Origin of the sequence: Enterobacter ludwigii (genome assembly GCA_023023105.1) — a bacterium.
Classification (GTDB): domain Bacteria; phylum Pseudomonadota; class Gammaproteobacteria; order Enterobacterales; family Enterobacteriaceae; genus Enterobacter; species Enterobacter adelaidei.
The window spans coordinates 2,989,740-3,003,965 of record CP083824.1 but is presented as its reverse complement, the minus strand read 5'-3'; the positions used below and the strand labels follow the sequence as shown (position 1 = coordinate 3,003,965).

Here is a 14,226-nt window from a genome sequence, read left to right as displayed (position 1 = left end):
TCGTTAGTCCATCGAGGATGCCATGAGAAGAGTTCTGACAACGCTGATGATTTTGCTGGTGGTGCTGGTTGCTGGCCTTTCGGCGTTGGTTTTGCTGGTTAACCCGAACGATTTCCGCACTTATATGGTGCGGCAGGTCGAGGCACGCAGTGGTTATCAACTGAAGCTTGACGGGTCGCTGCGCTGGCACGTCTGGCCACAGCTCAGCATTCTCTCTGGTCGCATGTCATTAACGGCGCCGGGGGCTGCTTTGCCGCTGGTCTCAGCGGATAACATGCGTCTCGATGTGGCACTAATCCCGTTGTTCTCTCACCAGCTGCAGGTTAATCAGGTGATGCTGAAAGGCGCGGTGATTCAGCTCACTCCGCAAACCGAAGCCGTTCGTGACGCGAATGCGCCGGTTGCGCCGCGAGAAAACACCCTGCCCGATGAACCGTCTGATACGGGCTGGTCCTTTGATATTGGTAAACTGAAAGTTGCTGATAGCGTGTTAGTTTTCCAGCATGAGGATGAGGAGCAGGTTACCGTAAGAAATATCAACCTGCAGATGGAACAGGATGCGCATCATCTGGCAACGGTTGAATTTAGCGGACGGGTGAACCGCGATCAGCGCGATCTGACCCTGTCGCTGAATGCCAACGTGAATGCATCGGATTATCCGCATCAGCTTACCGCCGACATTCAGCAACTGAACTGGCAACTGACGGGAGCCGATCTGCCCTCTCAGGGGATAACCGGTCAGGGAACGTTGCAGGCCGTGTGGCGTGAAGAACAAAAACAGCTGGAACTGGACAACCTCAACCTGCAGGCGAATGACAGTAGCCTGAAAGGGCAGGCGAGCGTCTCTCTCGAGGAAAAACCTAAGTGGGTTTTGAATCTGCAGTTTGACAAGCTTAACCTGGAAAACCTGCTGCCCCCTCTGCCTGCAAGCGCAACGGACAGCGATGCCACGCAAACGGGGCAAAGCCAGACACCGGTCTCACGCCCGGTTATCTCGTCGAATCTTGAACAGCCTGACTATAATGCCCTGCGCGGATTCACGGCAGATATTCTGCTGAAAGCCAATAGCCTGCGCTGGCGCGGCATCGATTTTACCGATGTAAGCAGCCAGATGTTCAACCATAACGGTTTGCTGGTGATCTCTGAACTGAGCGGCAAACTGGGGACCGGACACCTCTCACTGCCGGGCACGCTGGATGTCCGTAAAGATGTTGCCAGCGTCGAATTCCAGCCGCGTCTCGATAACGTTGAGATTGGTACCATCCTGAAAGCCTTCAACTACCCGATATCTCTGACCGGGCAGTTGACGCTGGCGGGTGACTTCTCCGGTACAAAAATTGATGCCGATGCTTTCCGTCGCGAGTGGCAGGGGCAGGGGCATGTTGATCTGAAAAACTCCCGAATGGAAGGCCTTAACTTCCAACAGCTGGTGCAGCAGGCGGTTGAACGCAGCAGTGATGTGAAAGCCCAGGAAAACTACGATAGCGCCACGCGCCTCGACAGCTTCACCACCGACCTGACGCTGGATAACGGACAGCTTACTCTGGACAGCATGGAAGGAACCTCTTCCATGCTGTCACTGACGGGGGACGGTTCACTGGATCTGGTGAAAGAGACGGCGGACACCCGTTTTAATGTCAGGGTACTTTCCGGCTGGCAGGGTGAAAGTAAGCTGATTGACTTCCTGAAAGAGACGCCGATCCCGCTTAGCGTATATGGTAAATGGCAGGCGCTGAATTACAGCCTTCAGGTGGATCAGATCCTGCGTAAGCATCTGCAGGATGAAGCCAAACGTCGGCTTAACAGCTGGGCGGATCGTAATAAAGATTCACAGACAGGCAAAGATGTGAAAAAGCTGTTGGATAAGCTTTGATGTCTGTTGTGCCGGGTAAGGCGCTGCCGCCTCCCGGCTTTTTTACACCTCAAAATCCAGCTCTTCTTCATCTCGCAGGGGGATGATCTGAACCTTTTGCACGCGATGGTTTTCAATCTGTAGCGTTTTAAGCAGATAGTCGCCCACCTGAACCTCTTCCCCCTGCTGCGGGATACGCTGCAAATACTCCATCAGCAGACCGGCGATGGTGTGATATTCACGTTTTTCATCCAGCGGTAGCGGTACATATTGCACCAGGTCCTCAAGCGGCATATGGCCGTTGGCCGTCCAGGAACCGTCAGCATTTTTCTGGATGTCATGGCGGGCATCAATCTCATCCACCTCGTTGGGTAAATTACCGGCGATGGTTTCCATCACGTCGCTGAGCGTGACCAGTCCTTCAACCGAACCAAACTCATCTACTACAAAAGCGAAGTGGGTGCGCGCATTACGGAATTGCTCAAGAGCAGAGAGCAGGTGCAGCCCCTCCGGGAAAACCAGTGGCTGACGCACCAGGGCGCGCAGGTTTAACGCTTCACCGTGTAACTGCTGTTGCAGCAGGTCGATGACATGCACCACACCCAGTAACTCTTCCTCTTCCTCACCGCCAGTCACAACTACGCGGGTATGCTGATTTTTATCCAGCAAAGCGCGAATGTGTTCTTCCGGTGCTGTCAGGTCGATATGCTCAATGTCATGACGTGAAGTCATGATGCTGCTGACCGAACGCTGATTCAGATTGAGCACCCGCTCAATCATTAGCCGCTCCTGCGGATTGAAGATCTGCCCGTCGTTATGATCGGCCAGCATCGCAGAAGATTCGGCATCTAATTCCGCGTCCTCTTTTTGCCCGCTGAGCAGGCGCATCACGGTATCAGCGGTCCGCTGGCGCAGGCTCTGGTTTGCCGACAAAAAGCGACGACGGTTGAATATGGCGAGCTGGTTCAGGGATTCAATCATCACCGAGAAGCCGATCGCGGCGTACAGGTAGCCTTTTGGAATATGGAAGCCAAAACCGTCGGCGACCAGGCTAAAGCCAATCATCAGCAGGAAGCTCAGGCAGAGGATAACGATGGTCGGGTGGCTGTTCACAAACCGCGTCAACGCTTTGCTCGCCATGACCATCAGCGTGATGGCGATAATTACCGCAGCCATCATGACGGCAAGATGGTCCACCATTCCGACGGCAGTGATCACCGAGTCCAGAGAGAAGACCGCATCCAGTACCACAATCTGTGCCACGACCGGCCAGAATTTAGCTCCCCGTCGCTGGGTGGGATTTTCGCTGTCTTTCCCTTCGAGCCGTTCGTTCAGTTCTACTGTGGCTTTGAACAACAGGAACAACCCGCCGAAGAGCATGATCAGGTCGCGGGCGCTAAAGCTGATATTGTATAGAGTAATCAGTGGCTTAGTTAGCGTGACAAGCCAGGAAATTGACGCCAGCAGCAGCAGTCGCATCGCCATCGCCAGCAGTAAGCCCGTTACGCGCGCGCGGTCGCGCTGGGAAGGGGGGAGTTTTTCAGCGAGGATGGCGATAAAGACCAGATTATCAATACCGAGAACTAATTCGATGACGACCAGCGTAACCAGCCCGGCCCAGATTGATGGATCGGCAATCCATTCCATAGTAATAGCAATACCTTCTGTTATATGACCAATGTCACACTTCGATCATGGATAAAGCTGAAAGAAATTGCAATGCCGGGCTGCGATTTCTCTTAATACGATGTACTAAACAGAGTGGCATTGATTGAAACTGTAAATAAGGTAAATGCGTAGATTTAATTACAGAAAGGAATTTTAGGATATATCGCAGCTAATGGTTTTTATTTTTATATTGTCAATATAAAGAAAATCCTAAAAGGTGAAAACTTTGCTCTTAATATTAATCTTAAAAACAGATATTGAGAGAGATGTCTCCTTGCCTGCTATTAGGTAAGCTGCAACAATTCTCCCGGCACCAAATGTTAAATCACGGTGTTGCAATTATTGTTTTGGTCTTCAGACAGGGTTATTCATTGTCCGTTGGATGTTTCAGGCGGTTGATATATTTCCAGAAGACCATCCTCAAGAGGGCGTCTATCCATAACACATTGTTTAGTCAGTGGATTGGTAACTGAAAGCCAAGGGCGGTAGCGTGTCTGAAAGCGTGTGAATCAGCCCCGGTTATTCTGTCAAGAGCCAATGGATGAATAAGCTTTTTTTAGGACTGATGCCAGTTATATTTCTATTTGATTAACTGCATGCTGAAACCCAATACAACACGAGCTTATTTAAATTGAACGGGATAATTACTCTGCCAAAGTGATAAATAATCAATGATGAAATCCAAAATGAAATTGATGCCATTATTGGTATCTGCACTCTTGATGAGCGGTTGTACGGTCTTTCCCGGCAGCAATATGTCCACGATGGGCAAGGACGTGATTAAACAACAAGATGCCGATTTTGATCTCGACAAAATGGTGAATGTTTATCCGCTCACGCCGCGTCTGGTGGAACAATTGCGTCCACGTCCAAATGTTGCCCAGCCGAATATGTCTCTGGACCAGGAGATCGCCGCTTACCAGTACCGCGTGGGGCCGGGTGACGTTATCAACGTGACCGTCTGGGATCACCCTGAACTGACCACCCCTGCGGGTCAGTACCGTAGCTCAAGCGACACCGGGAACTGGGTGCAATCTGACGGCACCATGTTCTATCCCTATATCGGCAAAGTGCATGTTGCCGGAAAAACGCTTGCCGAGATCCGTAGTGATATTACCGGCCGCTTAGCGCAGTACATCGCTGACCCGCAGGTGGACGTTAATATCGCCGCATTCCGCTCGCAAAAGGCCTATATCTCCGGCCAGGTGAACAAATCAGGCCAGCAGGCCATCACCAACGTCCCACTGACTGTGCTGGACGCCATTAACTCTGCGGGTGGCTTAACCGATGGTGCCGACTGGCGCAACGTGGTGCTGACCCACAACGGTAAAGAGCAGCGTATTTCGCTGCAGGCGCTGATGCAAAACGGCGATCTGACCCAGAACCGACTGCTCTATCCGGGTGACATTCTTTACGTGCCACGCAATGACGATCTGAAAGTCTTCGTGATGGGGGAGGTGAAGAAACAGAGCACCCTCAAAATGGACTTCAGCGGTATGACCCTGACCGAAGCGCTGGGCAATGCGGAAGGTATCGATCTGACCTCGTCTAACGCCAGCGGCATCTTTGTGATCCGTCCGCTGAAGGGTGAGGGCAGCGCGAAAGGCAAGATTGCCAACATTTATCAGTTGGATATGTCCGATGCGACCTCTCTGGTAATGGCCACGGAGTTCCGTCTCCAGCCATACGATGTGGTGTACGTCACCACCGCGCCGGTTGCCCGCTGGAACCGCCTGATCAACCAGTTGCTGCCAACCATCAGTGGCGTTCGCTACATGACGGATACGGCGCGCGACATTCATACCTGGTAATCCATGATGTTTAACAAAATTCTGGTGGTATGCGTGGGGAACATTTGCCGTTCCCCCACGGCTGAAAGGTTGCTGAAACAGTACCAGCCTGCATTGGTCGTTGAGTCCGCAGGGCTGGGGGCGCTGGTCGGCAAAGGCGCTGATGAGCACGCAGCGAGCGTGGCCCGGGATCATAACCTTTCTCTTGATGGCCACATTGCCCGCCAGGTCACCGGCCGGATGTGCCGGGAGTATGACCTGATCCTGACGATGGAAAAACGCCATATTCATGCGCTGTGCGATATCGCTCCGGAGATGCGCGGCAAGGTGATGCTGTTTGGTCACTGGGACAATGAACGCGAAATCCCTGACCCGTATCGCAAAAGCCATGAGGCCTTCGAGGCGGTTTACACCTTACTTGACCAGTCTGCCCAACAATGGGCGCAGGCACTGAAAGCTCAGCAGGGATAACAATGACAGAAAAAACAAGACTTTCCGCCGCCCCGACTTCGGGCAGTGATGAAATTGATATTGGGCGCCTGGTCGGCACGGTTGTAGAGGCAAAGTGGTGGGTGCTTGGGATCACCGCCGTGTTTGCCGCGGCCGCTGTCGTCTATACGCTGTTCGCAACGCCTATCTACAGCGCTGATGCGCTGGTACAGATTGAACAAAATACCGGCAACTCGCTGGTGCAGGATATCGGCTCTGCGCTGGCGAACAAACCGCCGGCCTCCGACGCTGAAATTCAGCTGATCCAGTCACGTCTGGTGCTGGGTAAAACGGTTCACGACCTCGGGCTCGATATCTCCGTCACCAAAAATACCTTCCCGATATTTGGTGCGGGCTGGGATCGGCTGATGGGCAGAAACAACGACACGGTGAAGGTCACAGACTTCGTGCTGCCGAAAGGGGCTGCCGATCAGACCTTTACCCTGACGGTGCTCGGCCCGAAACAGTATCAGTTGACCAGCGACGCGGGCTTTAGCGCGCGCGGCGAAGTGGGACAGATGCTGACCAAAGAGGGCGTCAGCATGATGGTCAGCGCGATTAACGCCCACGAAGGGGGGGAATTCACCGTCACCAAATTCTCCACGCTGGGGATGATCAACAATCTGCAAAACAACCTGACCGTCACTGAAAACGGTAAGGACACCGGCGTGCTGAGCATGACCTTTACCGGTGAAGATAAAGATCAGATTCGCAATATCCTGAACAGTATCACCCGCAACTATCTTGAGCAGAACGTTGAGCGTAAGTCGGCGGAAGCGGCGAAAAGCCTGGCCTTCCTCGCGAAACAGCTCCCGGAAGTGCGCGCCCATCTGGATGAGGCCGAGAACAAGCTGAACGCCTATCGTCAGGATAAAGACTCTGTCGACCTGCCGCTGGAAGCAAAATCAGTTCTTGATTCAATGGTCAACATTGATGCTCAGCTCAACGAGTTGACCTTCAAAGAGGCGGAGATTTCCAAGCTCTATACCAAACGTCACCCGGCCTACCGCACGCTGCTTGAGAAACGCCGCACGCTGGAAGAGGAAAAGGCAAAGCTCAACGGTCGCGTGACTGCGATGCCGAAAACGCAGCAGGAGATCGTGCGTCTGACCCGCGACGTGGAATCGGGCCAGCAGGTTTACATGCAGCTGCTGAACAAACAGCAGGAGCTGAAAATCACCGAAGCCAGTACCGTCGGGGACGTCCGTATTGTTGACCCGGCCATTACTCAGCCTGGTGTGCTGAAGCCGAAGAAAGCGCTGATTATTCTCGGGAGCATTATTCTTGGCCTGATGCTCTCCATCGTTGGCGTGCTGCTGCGCTCGCTGTTTAACCGCGGTATCGAAAGCCCGCAGGTGCTGGAAGAGAACGGTATCAACGTCTACGCCAGCATCCCGCAGTCTGAATGGCAAAAATCCCGTGACAGCGTCAAAACCATCAAAGGCGTTAAGCGTTACAAACAGAGCCAGCTGCTGGCGGTGGGTAACCCGACTGACCTCGCCATCGAAGCGATCCGCAGCCTGCGTACCAGCCTGCACTTTGCCATGATGCAGGCCAAAAACAACGTCCTGATGTTAACCGGCGTCAGCCCGTCAATCGGTAAGACTTTCGTCTGCGCCAACCTGGCGGCGGTGGTCAGCCAGACCAACAAGCGTGTGCTGCTGATCGACTGCGATATGCGCAAAGGCTATACCCACGAACTGCTGGGCACCAACAACGTTAACGGTCTGTCGGAAATCCTGCTGGGTAAAGGTGAGATCGGCCAGAGTGCAAAACCGACAACGATCCCGAAATTCGACCTGATCCCACGTGGACAGATTCCGCCGAACCCATCTGAACTGCTGATGAGCGAGCGTTTTGCCGAGCTGGTGGAGTGGGCAAGTAAGCATTACGACCTGGTGCTAATCGATACTCCGCCAATTCTGGCCGTGACCGATGCCGCCGTGGTTGGCCGTCTTGCTGGTACTACGTTGATGGTCGCGCGCTATGCGGTGAACACCATTAAAGAAGTGGAAACCAGTCTGAGCCGCTTCGAGCAGAACGGGATTGAGGTCAAAGGGGTGATCCTGAACTCCATCTTCCGTCGCGCGAGTGGGTATCAGGATTACGGCTATTACGAGTACGAATACAAATCTGACAGTAAATAAAAATCCCCTTCACCCTAACCCTCAGCCCACAGGGAGAGGGTCGGGGTGAGGGATAAGGGGAAGACCATGACCACACAACGCCCTTTAGTTTCAATCTATATGCCGACATGGAATCGTCAGCAGCTGGCGATCCGTGCAATCAAATCTGTACTGCGACAGGATTACGATAACTGGGAGCTGATCATCGTTGACGACTGTTCCTCCTCTTTCGAGCAATTGCAGAAATTTGTGGCCGACCTCAACGACCCGCGCGTGATGTATACGCATAACGAGATTAATTCCGGCGCGTGTGCAGTACGCAATCAGGCGATCACGCAGGCCAAAGGGCAATACCTGACCGGAATTGATGACGATGACGAATGGACGCCGAACCGTCTGTCGACATTCCTGTCACACAAGGAACAGCTGGTCACGCATGCTTTCCTGTATGCCAACGATTATGTCTGTCAGGGCGAAGTCTACTCGCAGCCTGCCAGCCTGCCGTTGTACCCAAAATCACCGTACTCCCGCCGCCTGTTCTACAAGCGCAACATTATTGGTAACCAGGTCTTTACCTGGGCGTGGCGCTTTAAAGAGTGCCTGTTTGATACCGAACTCAAGGCCGCGCAGGATTACGACATCTTCCTTCGGATGGTGGTGGAATACGGTGAGCCGTGGAAAGTGGAAGAGGCCACGCAGATCCTGCATATCAACCACGGGGAGATGCAAATCACCTCCTCGCCGAAGAAATTCTCGGGCTACTTCCATTTTTACCGCAAGCACAAGGACAAGTTTGATCGTGCCAGCAGGAAGTATCAGCTCTTTACCCTCTATCAGATCCGCAACAAGCGCATGAACTGGCGCACGTTGCTGACATTGCTCTCCGTGCGTAACGGCAAGCGTCTGGCTGACGGGCTTCGGGGGAAATAATGTTTCTGGAAGATTGCCGCGCAAACAGCTGGAGCCTGCGCCCGTGCTGCATGGTCCTGGCCTACCGCATCGCGCACTTTTGCTCGGTGTGGCGCAAGAAAAATGTGCTGAACAATATCTGGGCTGCACCGGTGCTGGTGCTGTACCGCATCATCACTGAATGCTTTTTTGGTTATGAGATTCAGGCCGCAGCCACCATTGGCCGCCGCTTTACCATCCACCACGGCTATGCGGTGGTGATCAACAAGTTCGTGGTCGCCGGGGATGATCTCACTATTCGTCATGCGGTCACCATCGGTAACCGTGGGCCAGACAGTCTGGCGTGCCCGGTTATCGGCAATAACGTTGAGCTGGGCGCGAACGTGGTGATCATTGGCGATATTACGATTGGTAATAACGTCACCATTGGCGCTGGCAGCGTGGTGCTGGACAGCATTCCGGATAACGCGCTGGTGGTGGGAGAAAAAGCCCGCGTGAAGGTGATTAAATGAATATTCTGCAATTTAACGTACGCCTCGCAGAAGGCGGGGCGGCCGGCGTGGCGCTGGATCTGCATCAGCGTGCGCTGCAAAAAGGGTTACAGTCCCGTTTTGTCTATGGCTATGGCAAAGGGGGTAAGAAAAGCGTTAGCCACGATCGCTATCCGCAGGTGTTGAAACAGACCCCACGATTGACGTCGATCGCCAACATTGCGCTGTTCCGCCTGTTTAACCGCGATCTGTTTGGCAACCTGAATAACCTCTACCGCACCGTGACGCGAACCACCGGTCCGGTGGTGCTGCATTTTCATGTGTTGCACAGCTACTGGCTCAACCTGGAAGAGGTGGTCGCGTTTTGTGAGAACGTGCAGGCACATAAACCGGACACCCGCTTTGTCTGGACGCTGCACGATCACTGGAGCGTGACCGGCCGCTGTGCGTTTACCGACGGTTGCGAAGGCTGGAAAAATAACTGCCGGAAATGCCCGACATTAAGTAACTACCCACCGGTGAAAGTGGATCGTGCTCATCAACTGGTGGAGGGTAAGCGCCAGCTGTTCCGCGACATGCTTTCGCTGGGGTGCACGTTTATCTCCCCAAGCCAGCATGTGGCGGATGCGTTCAACAGCCTTTACGGGGCAGGGCGCTGCAAGATTATCAACAACGGCATCGACGTGGCGACGGAAGCCATTCTTGCCGAGCTGACTCCGGTGGCCGAAACCACGGGCAAACCTAAAATCGCTATCGTTGCGCATGACCTGCGTTATGACGGTAAAACCAATCAGCAGCTGGTGCGCGACATGATGGCGCTGGGCGACAATATCGAGCTGCATACCTTCGGCAAGTTTTCCCCGTTCGAAGGGACAAACGTGGTCAATCACGGGTTTGAAACCGACAAACGCAAACTGATGAGTGCACTGAACGAAATGGATGCCTTGGTGTTCAGCTCCCGGGTGGATAACTATCCCCTGATCCTTTGCGAAGCACTCTCTATCGGCGTGCCGGTGATTGCCACCCACAGCGACGCTGCGCGTGAAGTGCTGGAAAAATCGGGCGGTAAAACGTTCGCTGAAAACGAGGTGCTGCCGCTGGTGCAACTGCCGAAAGCCGATATCGCGCAGGCCGTATTTGGTACTGACCTGGAATCGTTCCGCAAGCGCAGCCGCAAGGCCTACAGTGGACAACAGATGCTGGAGGAGTATGTCTCGTTCTATCAGAATCTGTAGTTATCTGTTGCTGCCGCTGATCTACCTGCTGGTTAACGTTAAGATTGCCCAGCTAGGCGAAAGCTTCCCGATAACTATCGTTACTTTCTTGCCTGTCCTGCTTCTGCTGTATGTCGATAAAATCAACCTTAAGAAGCTGATGATTGCCCTGGGGATGGGGACGTGCCTGACGCTATTTAACTACATCTTTGGACAGTCACTGGATGCCAGTAAATACGTCACCTCGACCATGCTGTTTGTTTATATTGTCATTATTATCGGAATGGTCTGGAGTATTCGTTTTAAAACCATTTCTCCACACAATTATCGGAAAATCCTCAGGTTCTTTTATATTGCCGTTGCGTTAATTGTTATGCTTGCCGCACTGGAAATGGCACAAATTATTCTCACCGGTGGTAGTAGCCTGATGGAGATAATTTCGAAATATCTCATTTACAGTAACAGCTATGTATTGAACTTCATCAAGTTTGGCGGGAAGCGTACTACGGCCCTCTATTTTGAACCGGCGTTTTTCGCTCTGGCGTTAATCTCAATTTGGCTCAGCATCAAACAGTTTGGTATCAAAACGCCTAAGACCGATGCTATGATTCTTGCAGGAATTGTTCTGTCAGGATCGTTCTCGGGGGTAATGACATTTATCCTGTTTTACCTGCTGGAGTGGGCGTTCCAGTACCTGAACAAAGAGGCAATTAAGAAAAAACTGCCGCTGGCAATTATCTCCCTGACGGTATTCATGGTCGGCGTTATATTTGCTTTCCCGTACATCTCAGAACGTCTGGGTGATTTGGGAACGGAAGGGTCTTCATCTTATTATCGCATCATTGGTCCGCTGGTGATGGTGGGTTATTCCTTAACCCATATTGATGGTGTAGTAAGATTTGGCTCACTTTACGAATATGTTGCATCATTCGGAATCTTTAACGGTGCGGATGTCGGTAAAACCATAGACAATGGTCTGTATCTGTTAATTATTTATTTTTCGTGGTTTGCCGTACTGTTGACAATTTGGTATCTGTTTAAAGTTTTCAAAATGATGATTAACGCGTTTGGTGATAACCAGAACTTTCGCGTGCAGCTTTATCTGTTTACGCCAATGTCGCTGTTTTTTACCGGTTCAATATTTAGCCCGGAATATGCTTTCTTAATTGTTTGTCCGTTTATTCTGCGTAAAGCGCTTAATATTACGAATTCATGACGAGGTGGTCTTATGTTTCTAAGCGTCATTACTGTCGCTTTTCGTAATTACGAAGGGGTGGTAAAAACCTGGCGCTCGCTGCGCAATCTGGCGCGCGATCCGAGCCTTACCTTTGAGTGGATCGTGGTTGATGGCGGCTCAAACGACGGTACGGCAGAGTTTCTGGAAAAACTCAACGGTGAGTTCAACTTACGCTACATCAGTGAGAAAGATAAAGGCATCTACGATGCGATGAATAAAGGCATTGAGATGGCGAAGGGCCGCTATGTGATCTTCCTGAATTCGGGTGATGTGTTCCACGATGACGTGGCGATGTTTGCCCGACAGCTGGCTCGCCAGAAAGAAGAGGCCATGTTTATTGGCGATGCGCTGCTCGATTTCGGGGATGGACATAAAGTTTGCCGCAGTGCGAAACCAGGTTGGTATATCTATCACAGTCTACCCGCCAGTCATCAGGCCATTTTCTTTCCGGTAAAAGGTCTGAAAAAACAGCCGTTCGACTTGCAGTATAAAGTGTCATCCGATTATGCGCTGGCAGCCAGTTTATATAAGTCTGGCTACCCGTTCCGTCGAATTAAGGGGCTGGTGTCCGAATTTTCCATGGGCGGTGTATCCACTTCGAACAACCTGGAGTTGTGCCAGGATGCAAAAAACGTACAGCGAAAAATATTGCGCGTGCCGGCCTTCTGGGCAGAACTGTCTTATTTATTACGTCTGAAAACCACAGGTAAAACCAAAGCCTTATATAACAAAGCCTGAAATATAAGGAAACGCAATGCAGGATCTTAAAGGATTCACCGTGCCGAAAGGTTTTCGCGGGGGTAACGGTATTAAGGTGCAGTTGTGGTGGGCCGTTCAGGCAACGTTATTTGCCTGGTCGCCGCAAATACTCTACCGCTGGCGAGCATTCTTATTGCGGCTTTTTGGCGCAAAAATCGGAAAAAACGTAGTTATTCGTCCGTCGGTAAAAATTACCTATCCCTGGAAATTAACGCTTGGGGATTACGTATGGGTAGGGGATGACGCAGTGTTATATACCCTTGGCGAAATTACGATTGGCGCAAATTCGGTGATTTCACAGAAGTGTTATCTGTGCACCGGCAGCCACGACTTTATGAGTCAGCATTTTGATATTACCGCGTCACCTATTGTGATCGGTGAAAAATGCTGGCTGGCGACAGATGTTTTTGTTGCACCGGGTGTTTCTGTTGGCGATGGCACGGTAGTGGGTGCCCGCAGCAGCGTTTTTAAATCGCTACCGGCAAATAAAGTTTGCCGTGGCAACCCCGCAGTGGTGATACGCGAACGCGTTGAAACTGATTAAATTCATAAGTAGAGGAATATAAACATGTCTAAAGTCGCTCTCATCACCGGCGTTACCGGGCAGGATGGTTCTTACCTGGCAGAGTTACTGCTGGAAAAAGGGTATGAAGTGCACGGTATTAAACGTCGTGCGTCGTCTTTCAACACTGAACGTGTGGATCATATTTATCAGGATCCACATGCGGCGAACCCGAAATTCCATCTGCACTACGGCGACCTGACCGATACCTCAAACCTGACCCGTATTCTGCAGGAAGTGCAGCCGGATGAAGTGTACAACCTGGGGGCGATGAGCCACGTAGCCGTTTCTTTCGAATCCCCGGAATACACCGCTGACGTTGATGCCATGGGCACCCTGCGTCTTCTGGAAGCGATTCGTTTCCTTGGTCTTGAGAAGAAAACCCGTTTCTACCAGGCATCTACCTCTGAGCTGTACGGTCTGGTGCAGGAAATTCCTCAGAAAGAGACCACGCCGTTCTACCCGCGTTCACCTTACGCGGTGGCGAAACTGTACGCCTACTGGATCACCGTAAACTACCGTGAATCCTACGGCATGTACGCCTGTAACGGCATTCTGTTCAACCACGAATCTCCGCGCCGCGGCGAAACTTTCGTGACCCGCAAAATCACCCGCGCTATCGCCAACATTGCGCAGGGTCTGGAATCGTGCCTGCACCTCGGCAACATGGACTCCCTGCGTGACTGGGGCCATGCCAAAGACTACGTGAAAATGCAGTGGATGATGCTGCAGCAGGACAAACCAGAAGACTTTGTCATTGCGACCGGCGTGCAGTATTCCGTCCGTCAGTTCGTCGAAATGGCTGCCGCTCAGCTGGGTATCAAACTGCGCTTTGAAGGCACCGGCGTGGAAGAGAAGGGCATCGTGGTCTCCGTGACGGGCCATGACGCACCGGGCGTGAAGCCGGGCGACGTAATTGTTCAGGTTGACCCGCGCTACTTCCGTCCTGCTGAAGTGGAAACCTTGCTGGGCGACCCAACCAAAGCGCACGAGAAGCTGGGCTGGAAACCAGAAACCACTCTGCAGGAGATGGTTTCCGAGATGGTAGCCAAAGATCTTGAAGCAGCGAAAAAACACTCCCTGCTCAAGTCTCATGGCTACGAGGTTGCCATCGCGCTGGAGTCCTGAG

The 14,226-nt window shown here is 52.2% G+C and carries 12 protein-coding genes; 11 read left to right on the top strand and 1 reads right to left on the bottom strand.

All coding sequences use genetic code 11. The annotated features are described in order from the left end of the window. Window positions 1-22: 22 nt before the first annotated feature. Entirely contained in the window at window positions 23-1,873 is a 1,851-nt protein-coding gene (gene asmA / locus LCD46_14600) for an outer membrane assembly protein AsmA (GenBank protein ID UOY69308.1), read from the top strand. A gap of 42 nt (window positions 1,874-1,915) precedes the next feature. On the opposite strand, the gene LCD46_14595 is transcribed toward asmA, so the two are convergent. After that, on the bottom strand, window positions 1,916-3,499 hold the full coding sequence (locus LCD46_14595; protein UOY69307.1) for a TerC family protein: 1,584 nt from the start codon (window positions 3,497-3,499) through the stop codon (window positions 1,916-1,918). 692 nt (window positions 3,500-4,191) lie between these two features. Here LCD46_14595 and LCD46_14590 point away from each other — a divergent pair. The 10 genes from LCD46_14590 to gmd all read left to right on the top strand — a co-directional run bounded on the left by LCD46_14590 (window position 4,192) and on the right by gmd (window position 14,225). Further along, window positions 4,192-5,331, top strand: coding sequence for a polysaccharide export protein (locus LCD46_14590; GenBank protein UOY69306.1), 1,140 nt, complete (start codon window positions 4,192-4,194; stop codon window positions 5,329-5,331). Between the two features lie 6 nt (window positions 5,332-5,337). Beyond that, window positions 5,338-5,781 carry a low molecular weight protein-tyrosine-phosphatase Wzb gene (gene wzb / locus LCD46_14585; GenBank protein ID UOY72973.1) on the top strand — a complete coding sequence of 148 codons (444 nt, stop codon included), beginning with the start codon at window positions 5,338-5,340 and terminating at the stop codon, window positions 5,779-5,781. Between the two features lie 2 nt (window positions 5,782-5,783). Beyond that, window positions 5,784-7,946, top strand: a complete 2,163-nt coding sequence (gene wzc, locus LCD46_14580) for a tyrosine-protein kinase Wzc (GenBank protein ID UOY69305.1) — start codon at window positions 5,784-5,786, stop codon at window positions 7,944-7,946. Window positions 7,947-8,012: 66 nt separating this feature from the next. Then, the gene (gene wcaA / locus LCD46_14575) at window positions 8,013-8,855 is read left to right on the top strand and encodes a colanic acid biosynthesis glycosyltransferase WcaA (protein ID UOY69304.1); all 843 of its coding nucleotides are present in this window, start codon (window positions 8,013-8,015) and stop codon (window positions 8,853-8,855) included. Continuing rightward, window positions 8,855-9,346, top strand: coding sequence for a colanic acid biosynthesis acetyltransferase WcaB (wcaB, locus tag LCD46_14570; protein ID UOY69303.1), 492 nt, complete (start codon window positions 8,855-8,857; stop codon window positions 9,344-9,346). Before wcaA ends, wcaB begins: the two co-directional genes overlap by 1 nt. After that, on the top strand, window positions 9,343-10,560 hold the full coding sequence (wcaC, locus tag LCD46_14565; protein ID UOY69302.1) for a colanic acid biosynthesis glycosyltransferase WcaC: 1,218 nt from the start codon (window positions 9,343-9,345) through the stop codon (window positions 10,558-10,560). Before wcaB ends, wcaC begins: the two co-directional genes overlap by 4 nt. After that, entirely contained in the window at window positions 10,535-11,755 is a 1,221-nt protein-coding gene (gene wcaD / locus LCD46_14560; protein ID UOY69301.1) for a putative colanic acid polymerase WcaD, read from the top strand. Before wcaC ends, wcaD begins: the two co-directional genes overlap by 26 nt. A 12-nt stretch (window positions 11,756-11,767) precedes the next feature. Beyond that, window positions 11,768-12,514 carry a colanic acid biosynthesis glycosyltransferase WcaE gene (gene wcaE / locus LCD46_14555; protein ID UOY69300.1) on the top strand — a complete coding sequence of 249 codons (747 nt, stop codon included), beginning with the start codon at window positions 11,768-11,770 and terminating at the stop codon, window positions 12,512-12,514. 16 nt (window positions 12,515-12,530) lie between these two features. Beyond that, complete coding sequence (gene wcaF / locus LCD46_14550) at window positions 12,531-13,079, top strand: colanic acid biosynthesis acetyltransferase WcaF (GenBank protein UOY69299.1); 549 nt, start codon at window positions 12,531-12,533, stop codon at window positions 13,077-13,079. A gap of 24 nt (window positions 13,080-13,103) precedes the next feature. Further along, window positions 13,104-14,225: a GDP-mannose 4,6-dehydratase gene (gmd, locus tag LCD46_14545; protein UOY69298.1), complete on the top strand. Its 1,122-nt coding sequence runs from the start codon at window positions 13,104-13,106 to the stop codon at window positions 14,223-14,225. The last annotated feature ends 1 nt before the right edge of the window (window position 14,226 follow it).